The sequence below is a fragment of the Intrasporangium sp. genome, assembly GCF_035280925.1.
GTDB lineage: Bacteria > Actinomycetota > Actinomycetes > Actinomycetales > Dermatophilaceae > Intrasporangium.
On sequence record NZ_DATEEY010000059.1, the window covers coordinates 29,439 to 43,276 of the forward strand.

At 69.7% G+C, this 13,838-nt stretch carries 13 protein-coding genes and 1 pseudogene; 12 read left to right on the top strand and 2 right to left on the bottom strand.

The genetic code is table 11. The features are described 5' to 3' along the window. Positions 1-88 precede the first annotated feature (88 nt). Together VJN29_RS06015 and VJN29_RS06020 are read left to right on the top strand one after the other, a co-directional pair. Positions 89-655: pseudogene (locus VJN29_RS06015) on the top strand (recombinase RecA); the annotation flags it as partial. 78 nt (positions 656-733) lie between these two features. Then, a complete protein-coding gene (locus VJN29_RS06020) occupies positions 734-1,297 on the top strand; it encodes a regulatory protein RecX (RefSeq protein ID WP_414654327.1) in 564 nt (187 codons plus the stop codon). A gap of 106 nt (positions 1,298-1,403) precedes the next feature. On the opposite strand, the gene VJN29_RS06025 is transcribed toward VJN29_RS06020, so the two are convergent. Beyond that, positions 1,404-2,012 carry a YceI family protein gene (locus VJN29_RS06025; protein ID WP_324142679.1) on the bottom strand — a complete coding sequence of 203 codons (609 nt, stop codon included), beginning with the start codon at positions 2,010-2,012 and terminating at the stop codon, positions 1,404-1,406. Between the two features lie 176 nt (positions 2,013-2,188). Here VJN29_RS06025 and miaB point away from each other — a divergent pair, with 176 nt between their 5' ends. The 8 genes from miaB to VJN29_RS06065 all read left to right on the top strand — a co-directional run bounded on the left by miaB (position 2,189) and on the right by VJN29_RS06065 (position 10,397). Beyond that, positions 2,189-3,748 (top strand): tRNA (N6-isopentenyl adenosine(37)-C2)-methylthiotransferase MiaB, encoded by a 1,560-nt coding sequence (gene miaB / locus VJN29_RS06030; protein WP_324142680.1) that lies wholly within the window; start codon positions 2,189-2,191, stop codon positions 3,746-3,748. A gap of 159 nt (positions 3,749-3,907) precedes the next feature. Further along, positions 3,908-4,528, top strand: coding sequence for a peptide deformylase (gene def, locus VJN29_RS06035; protein WP_324142681.1), 621 nt, complete (start codon positions 3,908-3,910; stop codon positions 4,526-4,528). Then, complete coding sequence (miaA, locus tag VJN29_RS06040; protein WP_324142682.1) at positions 4,525-5,436, top strand: tRNA (adenosine(37)-N6)-dimethylallyltransferase MiaA; 912 nt, start codon at positions 4,525-4,527, stop codon at positions 5,434-5,436. The genes def and miaA overlap by 4 nt, the downstream gene beginning before the upstream one ends. A 106-nt stretch (positions 5,437-5,542) precedes the next feature. Further along, complete coding sequence (locus tag VJN29_RS06045; RefSeq protein WP_324142683.1) at positions 5,543-5,902, top strand: metalloregulator ArsR/SmtB family transcription factor; 360 nt, start codon at positions 5,543-5,545, stop codon at positions 5,900-5,902. Then, positions 5,899-7,608, top strand: a complete 1,710-nt coding sequence (locus VJN29_RS06050; protein WP_324142684.1) for a SulP family inorganic anion transporter — start codon at positions 5,899-5,901, stop codon at positions 7,606-7,608. The genes VJN29_RS06045 and VJN29_RS06050 overlap by 4 nt, the downstream gene beginning before the upstream one ends. 124 nt (positions 7,609-7,732) lie before the next feature. Beyond that, positions 7,733-8,584, top strand: a complete 852-nt coding sequence (dapF, locus tag VJN29_RS06055) for a diaminopimelate epimerase (RefSeq protein WP_324142685.1) — start codon at positions 7,733-7,735, stop codon at positions 8,582-8,584. Positions 8,585-8,692: 108 nt separating this feature from the next. Next, the gene (locus VJN29_RS06060; protein ID WP_324142686.1) at positions 8,693-9,121 is read left to right on the top strand and encodes a DUF1801 domain-containing protein; all 429 of its coding nucleotides are present in this window, start codon (positions 8,693-8,695) and stop codon (positions 9,119-9,121) included. Positions 9,122-9,164: 43 nt separating this feature from the next. Then, complete coding sequence (locus VJN29_RS06065; RefSeq protein ID WP_324142687.1) at positions 9,165-10,397, top strand: cysteine desulfurase-like protein; 1,233 nt, start codon at positions 9,165-9,167, stop codon at positions 10,395-10,397. A 37-nt stretch (positions 10,398-10,434) separates the two neighbouring features. Here VJN29_RS06065 and VJN29_RS06070 read toward each other — a convergent pair whose 3' ends face one another. Further along, the gene (locus VJN29_RS06070) at positions 10,435-11,046 is read right to left on the bottom strand and encodes a class I SAM-dependent methyltransferase (RefSeq protein WP_324142688.1); all 612 of its coding nucleotides are present in this window, start codon (positions 11,044-11,046) and stop codon (positions 10,435-10,437) included. A 78-nt stretch (positions 11,047-11,124) separates the two neighbouring features. Here VJN29_RS06070 and hflX point away from each other — a divergent pair, with 78 nt between their 5' ends. Both hflX and VJN29_RS06080 read left to right on the top strand, forming a co-directional pair. Further along, on the top strand, positions 11,125-12,606 hold the full coding sequence (gene hflX, locus VJN29_RS06075) for a GTPase HflX (protein ID WP_324142689.1): 1,482 nt from the start codon (positions 11,125-11,127) through the stop codon (positions 12,604-12,606). 127 nt (positions 12,607-12,733) lie between these two features. Beyond that, positions 12,734-13,831: a GNAT family N-acetyltransferase gene (locus tag VJN29_RS06080; protein WP_324142690.1), complete on the top strand. Its 1,098-nt coding sequence runs from the start codon at positions 12,734-12,736 to the stop codon at positions 13,829-13,831. Positions 13,832-13,838: the final 7 nt, after the last annotated feature.

Here is a 13,838-nt window from a genome sequence, read left to right on the forward strand (position 1 = left end):
GGAAATCGTCGCGCCCTACATCCACCCATCGATGGACTACAAGTTGCTCCCGCGCTTCCGCGGTCAGTTCACCGTGAAGCCGGAGTTCGTCGACCCGACCCAGGTGCTCGTCCCGGCGCGGGTCCTCGACGTCCATGTCAAGCCAAAGACGCGTTCGATGCACCGCTTCGACATCGAGGTGGCCGGCACGCACAACTACTTCGTCGACGGGGTCATGGTGCACAACAGCCCCGAGACGACGACGGGTGGCAAGGCGCTGAAGTTCTACGCGTCCGTCCGTCTCGACGTGCGTCGCATCGAGACACTCAAGGACGGCACCGACCCGGTGGGCAACCGGACGCGCGTCAAGGTCGTCAAGAACAAGGTGTCCCCGCCGTTCAAGCAGGCGGAGTTCGACATCCTCTACGGGCACGGCATCTCCCGTGAGGGCGGCCTCATCGACATGGGCGTCGAGCACGGCTTCATCCGCAAGGCCGGTGCCTGGTACACGTACGAAGGCGACCAGCTCGGTCAGGGCAAGGAGAACGCGCGGAACTTCCTGCGCGACAACCCCGACCTCGCCGACGAGATCGAGAAGAAGGTCAAGGAGAAGCTCGGCGTCGGCCCCAAGGTGGACAAGCCCGCCGACGTCGCGGACGTGCCCGTCGAGTTCTGAGCCTGAGCCACCGTGTCGGCCGAGATCCACGACGACAAGCTGGCCCGCGCCGCGGCCGCCCTCGCGAGAGCAGAGGGTCTGGCCGCGGCGGAGGGGTCAGGTCGAGGGCGTCGTTCGTGGACGCCCCCGCCCGAGGACCCCGAGCAGACCCGTGCGGACGCCGATCCCGAGTCGGTCGCCCGGGCGATCGTGCTGCGCCAGCTGTCGATGGCCCCGCGCAGCCGGGCGCAGCTCGAGCGCAAGCTGAGCCAGCGTGGCTGTGATCCGGAGGTGGCGGCCCGGGTCCTCGACCGGATGACCGAGGTCGGGCTGGTCGACGACGAGGCCTACGCCGAGATGCTCGTGCGCTCGAAGCAGGGGACGAAGGGTCTCGCCCGCAAGGGTCTGGCCCATGAGCTGCGCAAGCAGGGGATCGACCAGGAGACCGCCGAGGAGGCGCTCGGCCAGGTGGGCAGCGACGACGAGCGCGCCAAGGCCGAGGAGCTCGTGGCCAAGAAGCTCCGGACGATGACGGGCCTGGCGCCCGACGTCCAGGCGCGCCGCCTCGCGGGCATGCTTGCGCGCAAGGGCTACTCGGGCGAGGTCGCCTGGCCGGTCATCCGCGACGCCATCAACGACGCTCCCGAGCACCAGCGCGACTGAGCGCGGTGTGGGTGGTGGGCCCAGCGGCATACGGCATGGTCTTCTGGGCATGAGAAAGGGGCGGGGACCATACGGTCCCCGCCCCTCTCTGGGTGGTCGGTGTCGCTCAGGCCTGGGACGGGACCAGTGCGATCGCCGACACGTCGAACTCGAGCTTGACCTTCTCGCTCACGAGGACGCCGCCGGTCTCCAGGGCCGCGTTGAACGTCAGGCCCCAGTCGGTGCGGTCGATGGTGGTCTCACCCTCGAAGCCGATGCGGATGTTGCCGAACGGGTCCTTTGCGGAACCGGTCTCGTCGAACGGGATGGTGATCGACTTGGTGACCGCGTTGATCGTCAGGTCACCGGTGATGGCCCACTCGGAGCCATCGCGCTCGACGTTGGTCGAGACGAAGCTGATCTCCGGGTAGTTCTCGACGTCGAAGAAGTCGGGGGTCTTGAGGTGGCCGTCGCGCTGCTCGTTGTGCGTCGTGACGCTGGCGGCCTTGATGACGACCTTGACGGAGGAGTTGGCCGGCGTCTGCGTGTCGACGTGGGCGGTACCCTCGAACTCCTCGAAGTTGCCGCGAACCTTGGTCACCATCGCGTGGCGGGCGGAGAAGCCGATGCGCGTGTGGCTCGGGTCGAGCGTGTAGTCGCCGGAGATGTCGTTGACGGCGACGGAAGGGGCCTCGACGGTCTCGGTGGCCTCGGCCTTGCGGTTGAACAGTCCCATGATCAGTCCTTAGGGGGTTGTGGTTGAACCTTCAACGACAACTATGTAGCACTTTCGTTGAACTGTCAAATATTGCGCCGTCCAGCTCGGCGCTTCTCCGACCCGATTCGCGACGTCCAACCGGTGAGCGCGAACGACGTACCCTTGTCCATGCCCATGACGGCCCATGACGGCCCATGACGGCCATGACGGCCGTGACGGCCATGACGATGCGGAAGGCCATGCCCAGGACCTACGACGTGCGGACGCACGGCTGCCAGATGAACGTGCACGACAGCGAGCGCCTCGCCGGCCTGCTCGAGACGGCGGGCTACATCGACCTTGCCAGCCTGCCGCAGGACGCGCGACCCGAGGTCGCCGACGTCGTCGTCTTCAACACCTGCGCCGTGCGGGAGAACGCCGACAACAAGCTCTACGGCAACCTGGGCCAGCTCCGCCAGGCCAAGCAGAAGCACCCAGAGATGCAGATCGCCGTCGGTGGCTGCATGGCCCAGAAGGACCGCGGCACCATCGTCGAGCGGGCTCCGTGGGTCGATGTCGTCTTCGGCACGCACAACATCGGGTCCCTGCCGGCGTTGCTGGACCGGGCGGCGCACAACAAGCGCGCCGAGGTGGAGATCCTCGAGAGCCTGGAGACCTTCCCGTCGACGCTCCCGACGCGGCGTGACTCGGCCTACAGCGGGTGGGTCTCGATCTCGGTCGGGTGCAACAACACGTGCACCTTCTGCATCGTGCCGAGCCTTCGGGGCAGGGAGCAGGACCGCCGCCCGGGCGAGATCCTCGCCGAGATCGAGGCGCTCGTGGCACAGGGCGTCGTCGAGATCACCCTGCTGGGGCAGAACGTCAACACCTACGGCGTCGAGTTCGGCGACCGGCTCGCCTTCGGCAGACTGCTGCGCGCCTGCGGCGAGATCGACGGGCTCGAGCGGGTCCGCTTCACGAGCCCACACCCGGCGGCCTTCACCGACGACGTCATCCTCGCGATGGCAGAGACGCCGAACGTCATGCCGAGTCTGCACATGCCGCTCCAGTCGGGATCCGACAAGGTCCTGAAGGACATGCGCCGCTCGTATCGCAGCGCCAGGTTCCTCCGGATCCTGGATACCGTCCGCGATCACATCCCGCACGCCGCGATCACGACCGACATCATCGTCGGGTTCCCGGGCGAGACCGAGGAGGACTTCCAGGGCACGCTCGACGTCGTGCGCGAGGCCCGCTTCTCGAGCGCCTTCACGTTCCAGTACTCCATCCGCCCCGGTACGCCCGCGGCGACCATGCCCGGCCAGGTGCCCAAGGCGGTCGTCCAGGAGCGGTTCGACCGACTGATAGCCCTCCAGGAGGAGGTCAGCTGGGCGGAGAACCGGCGTATCGAGGGCCAGTCAGTGGAGGTGCTCGTCGCGCCTGCCGAGGGTCGCAAGGACGTTGCCACCCACCGCCTGTCCGGCCGGGCCCGCGACAACCGGCTCGTCCACTTCGCCGTGCCCGAGGGAGCCGCGGTCCCGCGCCCCGGCGACCTCGTCACGGTGGGGGTGACCTATGGGGCGCCGCACCACCTCGTCGCCGACGCCGCCCTCACCGGTGGTCCCTTCGCGGTCCGTCGGACCCGAGGCGGGGACGCATGGGAGGCCCTGCAGGCGGACCCCGCGAGCAGCGGAAAGCCGAAGGTGAGCCTCGGCATCCCCACGGTTGGCCGGCCGGTGACGGTGCCCACTGCACCCGCTTGCGCCACCCATTGAAGGTCCAGCCTGGCCACTCTCCGATCGAGTGGACACATTTCGGGCTGGTTCGTCCCCGAAGTGGTTCACTCGACTGCGGAGGGGTCGTATGCCGCTGGGCTGGCTTCCCAGTGGAAGACGGGTTGGGGCGCGGCGAACTCGCGTGCTTGGATGCAGGGCATGGCCGTTCGACCCATCGTCATCGCCGGCGACCCGGTGCTGCACCGCCCCGCCGCGCTCGTGACCGAGTTCGACGAGGACCTGCGCACTCTCGTCCAGGACATGTACGAGACGAATGAGGCCGCCAACGGTGTCGGCCTGGCTGCTCCGCAGATCGGGGTCGGTCTCCGAATCTTCGTCTGGAAGATGGAGAACCAGGACGGCGTCCCCGTCCAAGGGCACGTGATCAATCCGACGGTGACCACCTCGCGCATTCCGCGGGAGCGGCCGGACCCTCGCGAGGAGACCGAGGGATGCCTCTCCGTGCCGGGTGAGTCCTTCCCGCTCAAGCGGGCGGCGACGGCACACGTCGTCGGGTTCGACGTCGACGAGCAGCGGGTCGAGTTCGACGCGACCGGCTGGTTCGCGCGCTGCATGCAGCATGAGTACGACCACCTCAACGGCACCCTCTACATCGATCGCCTGGACGACCGTCAGTCGAAGAAGGCGCGCAAGGCCGTCAAACGCAACGGCTGGGGCAAACCCGGTGGCACGTGGATGCCCGGCGTGGACCCAGACCCGTTCGGCCATGACGAGGACGTCGATCACGAGCACGAGCACGCCCACAGCGAGGGCATGTGACGGCTCCGGCCAACCTGCCGATCATCGCCGTCGTCGGAGCCACCGCGACGGGCAAGAGCGGACTGGGACTGGATCTCGCTGAGCGCCTCGGCGGCGAGATCATCAATGCCGATGCGATGCAGCTCTACCGTGGCATGGACATCGGTACCGCCAAGTTGACCCCCGAGGAGCGGCGCGGCATCCCGCACCACCAGCTCGATGTGCTCGAGGTCACTGAAGAGGCAAGCGTGGCGGCCTACCAGGAGTCCGCTCGCCGGGACATCGCCGAGATCAGGCGTCGAGGTCGTCTGCCCATCCTCGTCGGAGGATCCGGCCTCTACGTCCGGGCCGCCCTGGACCGGCTCGAGATCCCACCGACCGACCCTGCGGTGCGCGGCCGCCTCGAGGCGCAGGCGTCCGACATGGGGGCGGAGTCCATCCATCGCCTCCTGCTGCAGAAGGACCCGGCCGCGGCGGCGCAGATCCAACCCGCCAACGTCAGGCGGGTCGTCCGCGCGCTCGAGGTCATCGAGCTGACCGGTCGACCGTTCAGCGCCTCCCTGCCGAGTCGCGAGTTCGTGGCACCCGCGGTCGTCATCGGGCTGTCCGTGGACCGCTCTGCCCTCGACGCGCGGATCGACGCCCGGGTCGACGAGATGTGGCGCACGGGCCTGTGCGGGGAGGTCGAGGGCCTGCTTGCCCTGGGTTTGCGGGACGGGTTCACCGCCAGCCGAGCCATCGGCTACGCCCAGGCGATCAGTGTCATCGACGGGCGGTCGACCGAGCCCGAGGCCATCGCCGAGACCGGCCGGGCGACGAGGCGGTTGGCCCGGCGGCAGGAGAGCTGGTTCCGCCCGGACCCGAGGATCCGGTGGGTCGAGGCGACCCACGGGATCGATCTCGACGAGGTGCTCGCCCTGGTCGGGTGACGAGCGAGGACCCGGAAGCTGTTCACTCGATGAGACGGGGATGACACCAACCTAAAGACTTGATAACTTCTTCAAGTCATAAAGTTGTCAATGGGAAGGGTCACCGGTGAGCGTGCCGCTCTACCAGGCGAAAGCCGAGTTCTTCAAGACGCTGGGCCATCCGGCCCGGATCCGCATCCTCGAGCTGCTGTCCGACCGCGACCACGCCGTGCACGAGCTCCTCGAGCGGATCGAGATCGAGCCGAGCAACCTCTCGCAACAGCTCGCCGTGCTCCGTCGCACGTCCCTCGTGACGTCCACGCGGAGCGGGGGCGAGGTCGTGTACTCGGTCAGCGTTCCCGAGGTGCGGGACCTGCTGTTGGCCGCTCGGACCATCCTGTCCGGCATCATCGTCGTCCGGGGCGAGCGGGAGTCCGAGCTCTCCGGGACAGCGACCGAGAGCCTCACGGGAGCCTCGACCTCATGAGCAGCACCGTCGACGGAACTCGCACCGCACGCTGGACACAGGTCGTCTGGCGCCGTGCCCGTCAGCTGGCTCCACGGCGATCGGACTGGACGTCCGCGCGGCCCGGCCGCGACCTCCCAGCGGGGCTCATGGTGGGCCTCGTCGCCCTGCCCCTCGCGCTCGGCTTCGGCGTCAGCTCCGGAATGGGCGCAACCGCTGGACTCGTGACGGCGATCGTCGCTGGCGCGCTCGCCGCCTTCTTCGGTGGTAGCCGCGTCCAGGTCAGTGGCCCGACGGGCGCCATGACCGTCGTGCTCGTGCCCATCATCGCGACCCATGGAGCGAGCGGCGTGCTCGTGGTGGGCATCCTGGCTGGACTGATCCTCATCGGGCTCGCGTGGTTCGGCGCGGGCCGCTTCATCCGCTACGTCCCCGTCCCCGTGGTCGAGGGCTTCACCCTGGGCATTGCCGCCATCATCGGCCTCCAGCAGATACCTGCCATCCTCGGCCAGCACGCCGAGGGCGAGAAGGTCCTCGGCGTCGCGTTCGACGCGTTCGGTCTCTGGGTGCAGAACCTCACCTGGGCGCCCGTCGTCATGGCGCTCGGCGTCGCCCTCGGCATCATCCTGCTGGCGCGCCTGCGTCCAGGGGTGCCCTGGGCCCTCGTGGTCGTGGTCCTGGCCACCGTGGCGAACCAGGCCTTGGGACTGCACCTCGGGGACATCGGGACCATGCCCGCCGGCCTCCCCGCGCCGGCGTTCCCGATGGTCGACCTCGGGGCCCTCGACGACCTGATCCTGCCCGCCGTGGCGGTCGCGGCGCTGGCCGCGCTCGAGAGCCTGCTGTCCGCGACCGTGGCCGACGGGATGAGCGTGGGACAGCGGCACGACCCGGACCGGGAACTGCTGGGTCAGGGCGTTGCCAACCTTGCGGCACCGCTCTTCGGCGGCATCCCGGCGACCGCGGCGATCGCGCGGACCGCCGTCAACGTCCGGTCCGGTGCGGCCTCGCGCTTGGCCTCCGTCAGCCACGCGGTCGTCCTGCTCATCGTCGTGCTCGTGGCGGCCCGATGGGTCGGGATGATCCCGCTCGCGGCGCTGGCCGGCGTGCTCGTCGCCACCGCCGTGCAGATGGTCCGCTTCTCGAGTCTGGGGGCGCTGATGCGCTCCACCCGCGGTGACGCAACGGTGCTGGTCGTGACCGCGCTGGCCACCGTGCTCACCGACCTCGTCGTGGCCGTGCTCGTCGGCCTCGTCGTCGCTGGCTTCTTCGCGCTGCGGCAGGCGTCCCGCGCCGCGCGCATCGACCAGGTGCCGCTGGATGAAACCGACCACAGCGACGAGGAGCGGGCACTGCTCGACGAGCACATCGTCGCCTACCGGATGGACGGCCCACTCTTCTTCGCGGCCGCGCACGACTTCCTGCTGGAGCTGACCAACGTCAGCGACGTGCGGGTCGTCGTGCTGCGCATGGCGCGGGTCACCGTCATCGACGCGACCGGGGCGACCGTGCTCGCAGACACGATCTCCCGGCTCGAGGGCCAAGGCATCACGGTGATGCTCTCGGGCGTGCAGGAGCAGCACAAGAAGGTGCTGCGCGAGCTCGGCGTCTACGAGGAGCTCGCCCATGAGCGTCACCTGTTCCCGACGACGCCCGAGGCGATCGCCCATGCACGAGTGCACGCGGCCCGGATTGCCCACGAACCAGCCGCGGCCACCCACGCCTGAGCCCCATTGATCGAGTGAACAGCTTTTGCACCCAAAGTTGTTCACTCGATTGTGGGACTGGGTGTGAGCGCAAGGAGAGCGGCCGGTGGGAGCGGGCTCAGCGGCATACAGCACAATGACGGGCATGACGCGGTTCACCAAGGGGCACGGCACCGAGAACGACTTCGTCCTCGTCCCGGACCCCGACGGCACGCTCGAGCTGACCCCCGCCCAGGTGCAGCGGCTGGCGGACCGGAGGGCCGGAATCGGCGGGGACGGCGTGATCCGGGTCATGCCGACGCGCCACGCCACCGAGGATTTCGTGCGCGCCCAGGCGAGCGATGCCGAGTGGTTCATGGACTACCGCAACGCCGACGGCTCGTTGGCCGAGATGTGCGGCAACGGCACCCGCGTCTTCGCCTCGTACCTCGTCCGCGAGGGGCTGGCGCAGGGCGAGCGGTTCGACATCGCGACTCGCGCCGGAGTCAAGCACGTCCGCGTGGTACCCGAGGGCTTCGCGGTGGACCTGGGTCCGTGGCGCTACGGCGACGAGCAGGGCGCCCGCCGCGACGGCTTCGACATCATGGTGCGACCGCGGCACGGCAAGCCGGTGCCGGCCCTCACGCTCGATCTCGGGAACCCGCACGCCGTCGTCATGCTGCCCGAGGCCATCGAGCTGGAGAACCTCGACCTCACCGCGCCGCCGGAGGTCCAGCCGGAGCAGCCCGACGGGATCAACGTCGAGTTCGTCCGGGCGGTCGGGCCCTCGCACATCGCGATGCGCGTGCACGAGCGCGGGGTGGGGGAGACCAGGTCGTGTGGCACCGGCGCCGCTGCCGCCGCGCTCGCGACCCGGTTCTGGTCCGGTGAGGAGGACCTCAAACCATGGCGGGTCGACGTGCCGGGCGGCACCCTCACCGTCACGCCGCTCCCGGGCAACCGGGTGGAGCTCGCCGGTCCAGCCGTGTTGGTGGCCGACGGCGAGATCGGCCTCTGAGGCACGCGCGAGGCCCGGTTTGCCCCGTTCGGGGGTTGTTAGGATTGTCGTCTTCCGACGCGTTCGCGTGCAGTTCGCCAGCAACCGACCGGACGAGGACGAGATTCCATGACCGATCGCAGGAAGAGCGAGGCGGGACCGAGGTTGCTCTCGGGCGGCAACCCGCAGATTCCCAAGGGCGAGGGGAACGGCCCGGTTCAGGACTACGTCGCCGCCATGCCCGGGTGGAAACGAGAGGTCGGGCAACGCCTCGATGAGCTCGTCGAGCGCACGGTCCCCCACGTACACAAGGCCGTGAAATGGAACCAACCGTTCTACGGCGTCAAGGACGATGGGTGGTTCCTGTCGTTCCGCTGCTACACCGAGTACGTGCAGCTGCAGTTCTTCAGGGGGACGTCGCTCGATCCCATGCCGCCGAAGGCGTCCAAGCACGACGAGGTGCGCTACCTCGACGTCCACGAGGGCGATGACCTGGACGAGGACCAGCTTCGGTCCTGGATCGAGCAGGCCAGCGCGCTGCCGGGCGAGAAGATGTGAGGGTGCTCGATCGGTTCGGTCGCTCTGCTGTGATCATGGCCCCATGAGCTACGACGTCGCAGCAGTCCGATCGCACTTCCCCGCGCTGCGAGAGGGCGCCGCCCACTTCGATGGTCCGGGCGGCAGCCAGACGCCCGACCTGGTGGCCGGGGCGGTTCACGACACGCTGGTCTCTGCCATCGCCAACCGGGGCACGGTGACGCCGGCGGAGCGACGCGCCGAGCAGGTCGTCACCGACTGCCGGGCCGCACTCGGCGACCTGCTCGCCAGCGACCCACGGGGGATCGTCTTCGGGCGCAGCGCGACCGCCCTCACCTACGACCTGTCGCGCGCCCTGGCCAGGACGTGGCGCCCGGGCGACGAGGTCGTCGTGACGCGGCTCGACCATGACTCGAACATCCGGCCCTGGGTGCAGGCAGCGGCAGCGGTCGGGGCGACGGTGCGCTGGGTCGACTTCGACCCGACGACGGGTGAGCTGTCCGTCGACGCCGTCGCGGACCAGCTCTCCGATCGGACGCGCCTCGTCGCGACGACGGGTGCCTCCAACCTCATCGGCACCAGGCCGCCCGTCGCCGAGATCGCCGAGGTCGTCCACGACGCGGGTGCCCTGTACTGGGTCGACGGCGTCCACGCCACCGCGCACGTGCTCGTCGACCGCCCGGCCCTCGGTGCCGACTTCTGGTCGTGCTCGCCGTACAAGTTCCTCGGACCGCACTGTGGTGTCGTGGCGGCCGACCCCGCGCTGCTCGAGACGCTCGAGATGGACAAGCTCCTCCCGTCCTCCGACGACGTCCCCGAGCGCTTCGAGCTGGGAACCCTGCCGTACGAGCTCATGGCCGGCACCACGGCGGCGGTCGAGTTCCTCGCGGGCCTGGCCACGGCCGACTGGGACCATGACCCGGCTGAGCGGGCTGACCGGTCCGATCGACGGGGGCGCCTCGTCGCGAGCCTGCACGCCCTTGAGGAGCACGAGGACCGGCTGGGTGAGCGACTCGAGGCCGCTCTCCGGTCGATGCCGGGTGTCCGGGTCCACAGCAACGCGGCAGTCCGGACGCCAACGCTGCTCTTCACGGTGGCTGGGAAGGATCCACGGGAGGTGCGCAGCGCCTTGGCGGACAAGGGAGTCAACGCCCCGGCCAGCAACTTCTACGCCCTCGAGTGCTCACGCGTTCTCGGCCTGGGCGACGGCGGCGGCGTGCGAACAGGGCTCGCCCCCTACACCGACGACGAGGACGTGGACCGGCTCATCGAGGCCCTGGAGGCGGTCACGGGCTAGCGCTGGCCAAGCGCCAGCTGGAACCGCCCGCGCCGGCTCAAGCGCGCCGCACCTCCAGGATCCGGAACGCCTTGGACGACGACAATCGCGTACAGACCAGTCCCCGGTCCACGGCATTGATCCACTTCTGCAGGGAGTCCGAGCCGAGATGTCTCTGGACGACGAGGTGGGCGGCGCCGTCGTCTGCCAGTCGCGGCAGCCACCGCTCGAGCAGGGCGTGCAGGGCGGCCTTGCCGACGTGGATCGGAGGATTGGACCAGATCGTCTCGAACCGTACGTCGGCCGGCACCTCGTCCGGCTCGCAGAACGTGACGTTGCCGACTCCTGCCACGTCGGCGTTGTGGGCCGCCAGCTGCAGGGCCCGGCGGTTGACGTCGACGCCCCACACCTGCGCACCGGGGGAGCGGAGCGCAAGGGTGATCGCGATCGGACCCCAACCGCATCCGAGGTCGAGCAGGTGGCCGCTGGCGCTCGGGTCAGGTGCCCCCGAGAGGAGGACCGCAGTGCCCGGGTCCAGCCGACCGGGGGAGTACACGCCGCGGGCGGTCGTCAGGGTGAGGTCGTGACCGTCGAGCCGCACCCGGATCTGCTGCCTCTCCTCGGGTGAGGCCGGCTCGGCGCTGTAGTAGTGGTCTGGGCGCTCGCTCATCACGGGCAACCGTACTTCGCCGGCACGGGCACAAATGTGTGGCCGCCGGCGTTGTGGGAATGGGACCCTATGAGGAACATGACACGAAGCCACAGCACCAAGCCATCCGCACCCGAAGACCTGCTCTCGACCCCCGCCGAAGCGCTGGCCGACGAGGCGCTGGAAGCCGACTCAGCGGCATACGGCCGCCTCTATGACGGCGACCAGCTCGACCGCGAGGAGCGCGCTGCCCTGCGACGCGTCGCGGGTCTGTCCACCGAGCTCGAGGACATCACCGAGGTCGAGTACCGCCAGCTCCGCCTCGAGCGCGTCGTGCTGGCCGGTGTCTGGACCGAGGGCACGTCCCAGGATGCGGAGAACTCGCTCCGCGAGCTCGCCGCCCTGGCCGAGACCGCCGGGTCGACGGTCCTTGCCGGCGTCATCCAGCGTCGCCAGCGGCCGGACCCGGCGACCTACCTCGGCAAGGGCAAGGCCCTCGAGCTACGTGACATCGTCATCGCGGAGGGCGCCGACACGGTCATCTGCGACGGTGAGCTCGCCCCGAGCCAGCGCCGCGCCCTGGAGGACGTCGTCAAGATCAAGGTGATCGACCGGACGGCCCTGATCCTCGACATCTTCGCCCAGCACGCGAAGAGCCGGGAAGGCAAGGCGCAGGTCGAGCTCGCGCAGCTCCAGTACCTCCTGCCGCGCCTTCGTGGCTGGGGTGAGTCGATGTCCCGGCAGGCCGGTGGCCGAGTCGCCGGCGGTGAGGGCATCGGCTCGCGCGGCCCCGGTGAGACGAAGATCGAGCTCGACCGCCGCCGTATCAACACGAAGATCGCCAAGCTGCGCCGCGACATCAAGGGCATGAAGACGACCCGCGACACGAAGCGCCGCGGCCGCCGCGAGGGCGGCATCCCCAGCGTCGCCATCGCCGGCTACACGAACGCCGGCAAGAGCTCCCTGCTCAACCGCCTCACCGGCGCGGGCGTGCTCGTGCAGAACCAGCTCTTCGCCACCCTCGACCCGACGGTCCGCCGCGCCGAGACCCAGGACGGGCGGGTGTACACGCTCGTCGACACCGTCGGTTTCGTGCGCAGCCTGCCGCACCAGCTCGTCGAGGCGTTCCGCTCGACGCTCGAGGAGGTTGGCGACGCGGACCTGCTCCTCCACGTCGTGGACGGCTCGCACCCCGATCCCGAGGGTCAGATCTCCGCGGTTCGCGAGGTGCTCGCCGAGGTCGGTGGCGACGACATCAAGGAGCTCGTCGTCATCAACAAGGCGGACATCGCCGATCCCGAGGTCCTCACCCGATTGCGCCGCCACGAGAAGCACTCGATCGCCGTGTCCGCCCGCACCGGCGAGGGCGTCGCCGAGCTGCGCGAGCTCGTTGCCCGCGAGCTGCCGAAGCCGGACATCGAGGTCGAGGCGCTCGTGCCGTACGACCGTGGCGACCTGCTCTCCAAGATCCACGAAGAGGGCGAGATCCTCGAGAGCGAGCACGTCGAGGACGGCACGCGCGTGCGTGCCCGCGTGACCCCCGCCGTCGAGGCGGACCTCTCCGACTACGTCGTCGCCTGAGCCACCCGCCAAGGGTGCGTATGCCGCTGAGCCGGCTCAGCGGCATACCTTCTTGGGGCGCCTCCCGCGTGCGAACGCGGGCAGGCCGCGCCGTGCCGTTGTCGGTCCCGTCGGAGAGGATGCCCGAATGGCCCTGGACATGACACAACCCCCTGTCGTCGACGCAGCGACCACGTGGATCAACACCCCGCGCCTCGGGCTGAGGCGGCCGGTCGAGGAGGACCTGGCGGACTATGTGCGGCTGCACACCGACCCACGGACCTACGTGCACAAGCCAACCGCCATGGCGACGGTTCAGGAGTGCGGGCAGCACTTCGCAGCGTCCCTCGAGCGATGGCGGGCCGAGGGGATCGACTACGCACCGGTTGAGGAGGTGGCCACCGGGCAGCTTGTCGGGTGGGCCGGGCTGCGCGTGGTCCGCGACCGCGGCGAGCCGCACCTCAACCTCTACTACCGGTTGGAGTTCGCGGCACTGGGGCGGGGGCTCGGGCGTGAGCTCGCCCGCGGGGTCGTGAGCTGGGCGGCCGAGCACCGGCCGGACCTGCCCGTCCGGGCGGCGGTCGCCCCGGTCAACGACGCGTCCCTCGCGACCGCCCTGGCCGCGGGCCTCGTCGAGGTGGGCCGAGAGGTCCATCCGGACTTCCCCGAGGACGAGCCGGACATCATCCTCAGACTGCCGGAGGTTGCTGTGGTCCACCCCGACGGCGCCGAGGCGGACGCGTTCGTCGACCTGTGGGGCCGGGTCAACGACGCCGGGGGAGCGGTGGGCTTCCTCCCCGGCGCGCCCGTCACGCGGGTCCGGGCAGCGTTCGACAAGCATGCCGAGCTCGTGCGTGCGGGAAGGTCGCTGCTCATCGGGCTGCGCGAGCCCGACGGCACGCTGCGCGGCTTCGGCTTCTGGGAGTACACGGGTGAGCCCGGCTTCGCCCACGTCGCCTGGCTCAAGCGGCTCATGATCGACCCCACAGCGCAGGGTCGGAACTGGGGCGCCCTGCTCCTCGCCGGGATGGTGGGGATCGCCCGGCGGGCGTTGCCCGACGTCACCCTCCTGCTGCTCGACTATCGGAGCGGCCTCGGGCTCGGCGACTTCTACGAGCGGGCCGGGTGGGCCGAGGTCGGGCGGATCCCGGGGGCGATCTGGCTCGAGGGGGACGAGTATCGCGACGACGTGTTCATGGCGCGCCGGATCGATGGCGTGCCCTTGGTCACGGACGGCCGCACGTGACCTGGGT

Excerpts from the sequence above, each read along its gene's own strand:
- VJN29_RS06065 (WP_324142687.1), top strand. The coding sequence starts at position 9,165 with ATGAGCTACGACGTCGCAGCAGTCCGATCGCACTTCCCCGCGCTGCGA.
- VJN29_RS06025 (WP_324142679.1), bottom strand. The coding sequence starts at position 2,012 with ATGGGACTGTTCAACCGCAAGGCCGAGGCCACCGAGACCGTCGAGGCC.
- def (WP_324142681.1), top strand. The coding sequence starts at position 3,908 with ATGGCCGTTCGACCCATCGTCATCGCCGGCGACCCGGTGCTGCACCGC.
- hflX (WP_324142689.1), top strand. The coding sequence starts at position 11,125 with ATGACACGAAGCCACAGCACCAAGCCATCCGCACCCGAAGACCTGCTC.
- VJN29_RS06050 (WP_324142684.1), top strand. The coding sequence starts at position 5,899 with ATGAGCAGCACCGTCGACGGAACTCGCACCGCACGCTGGACACAGGTC.
- VJN29_RS06070 (WP_324142688.1), bottom strand. The coding sequence starts at position 11,046 with ATGAGCGAGCGCCCAGACCACTACTACAGCGCCGAGCCGGCCTCACCC.
- VJN29_RS06080 (WP_324142690.1), top strand. The coding sequence starts at position 12,734 with ATGGCCCTGGACATGACACAACCCCCTGTCGTCGACGCAGCGACCACG.
- VJN29_RS06060 (WP_324142686.1), top strand. The coding sequence starts at position 8,693 with ATGACCGATCGCAGGAAGAGCGAGGCGGGACCGAGGTTGCTCTCGGGC.
- dapF (WP_324142685.1), top strand. The coding sequence starts at position 7,733 with ATGACGCGGTTCACCAAGGGGCACGGCACCGAGAACGACTTCGTCCTC.
- miaB (WP_324142680.1), top strand. The coding sequence starts at position 2,189 with ATGACGGCCATGACGGCCGTGACGGCCATGACGATGCGGAAGGCCATG.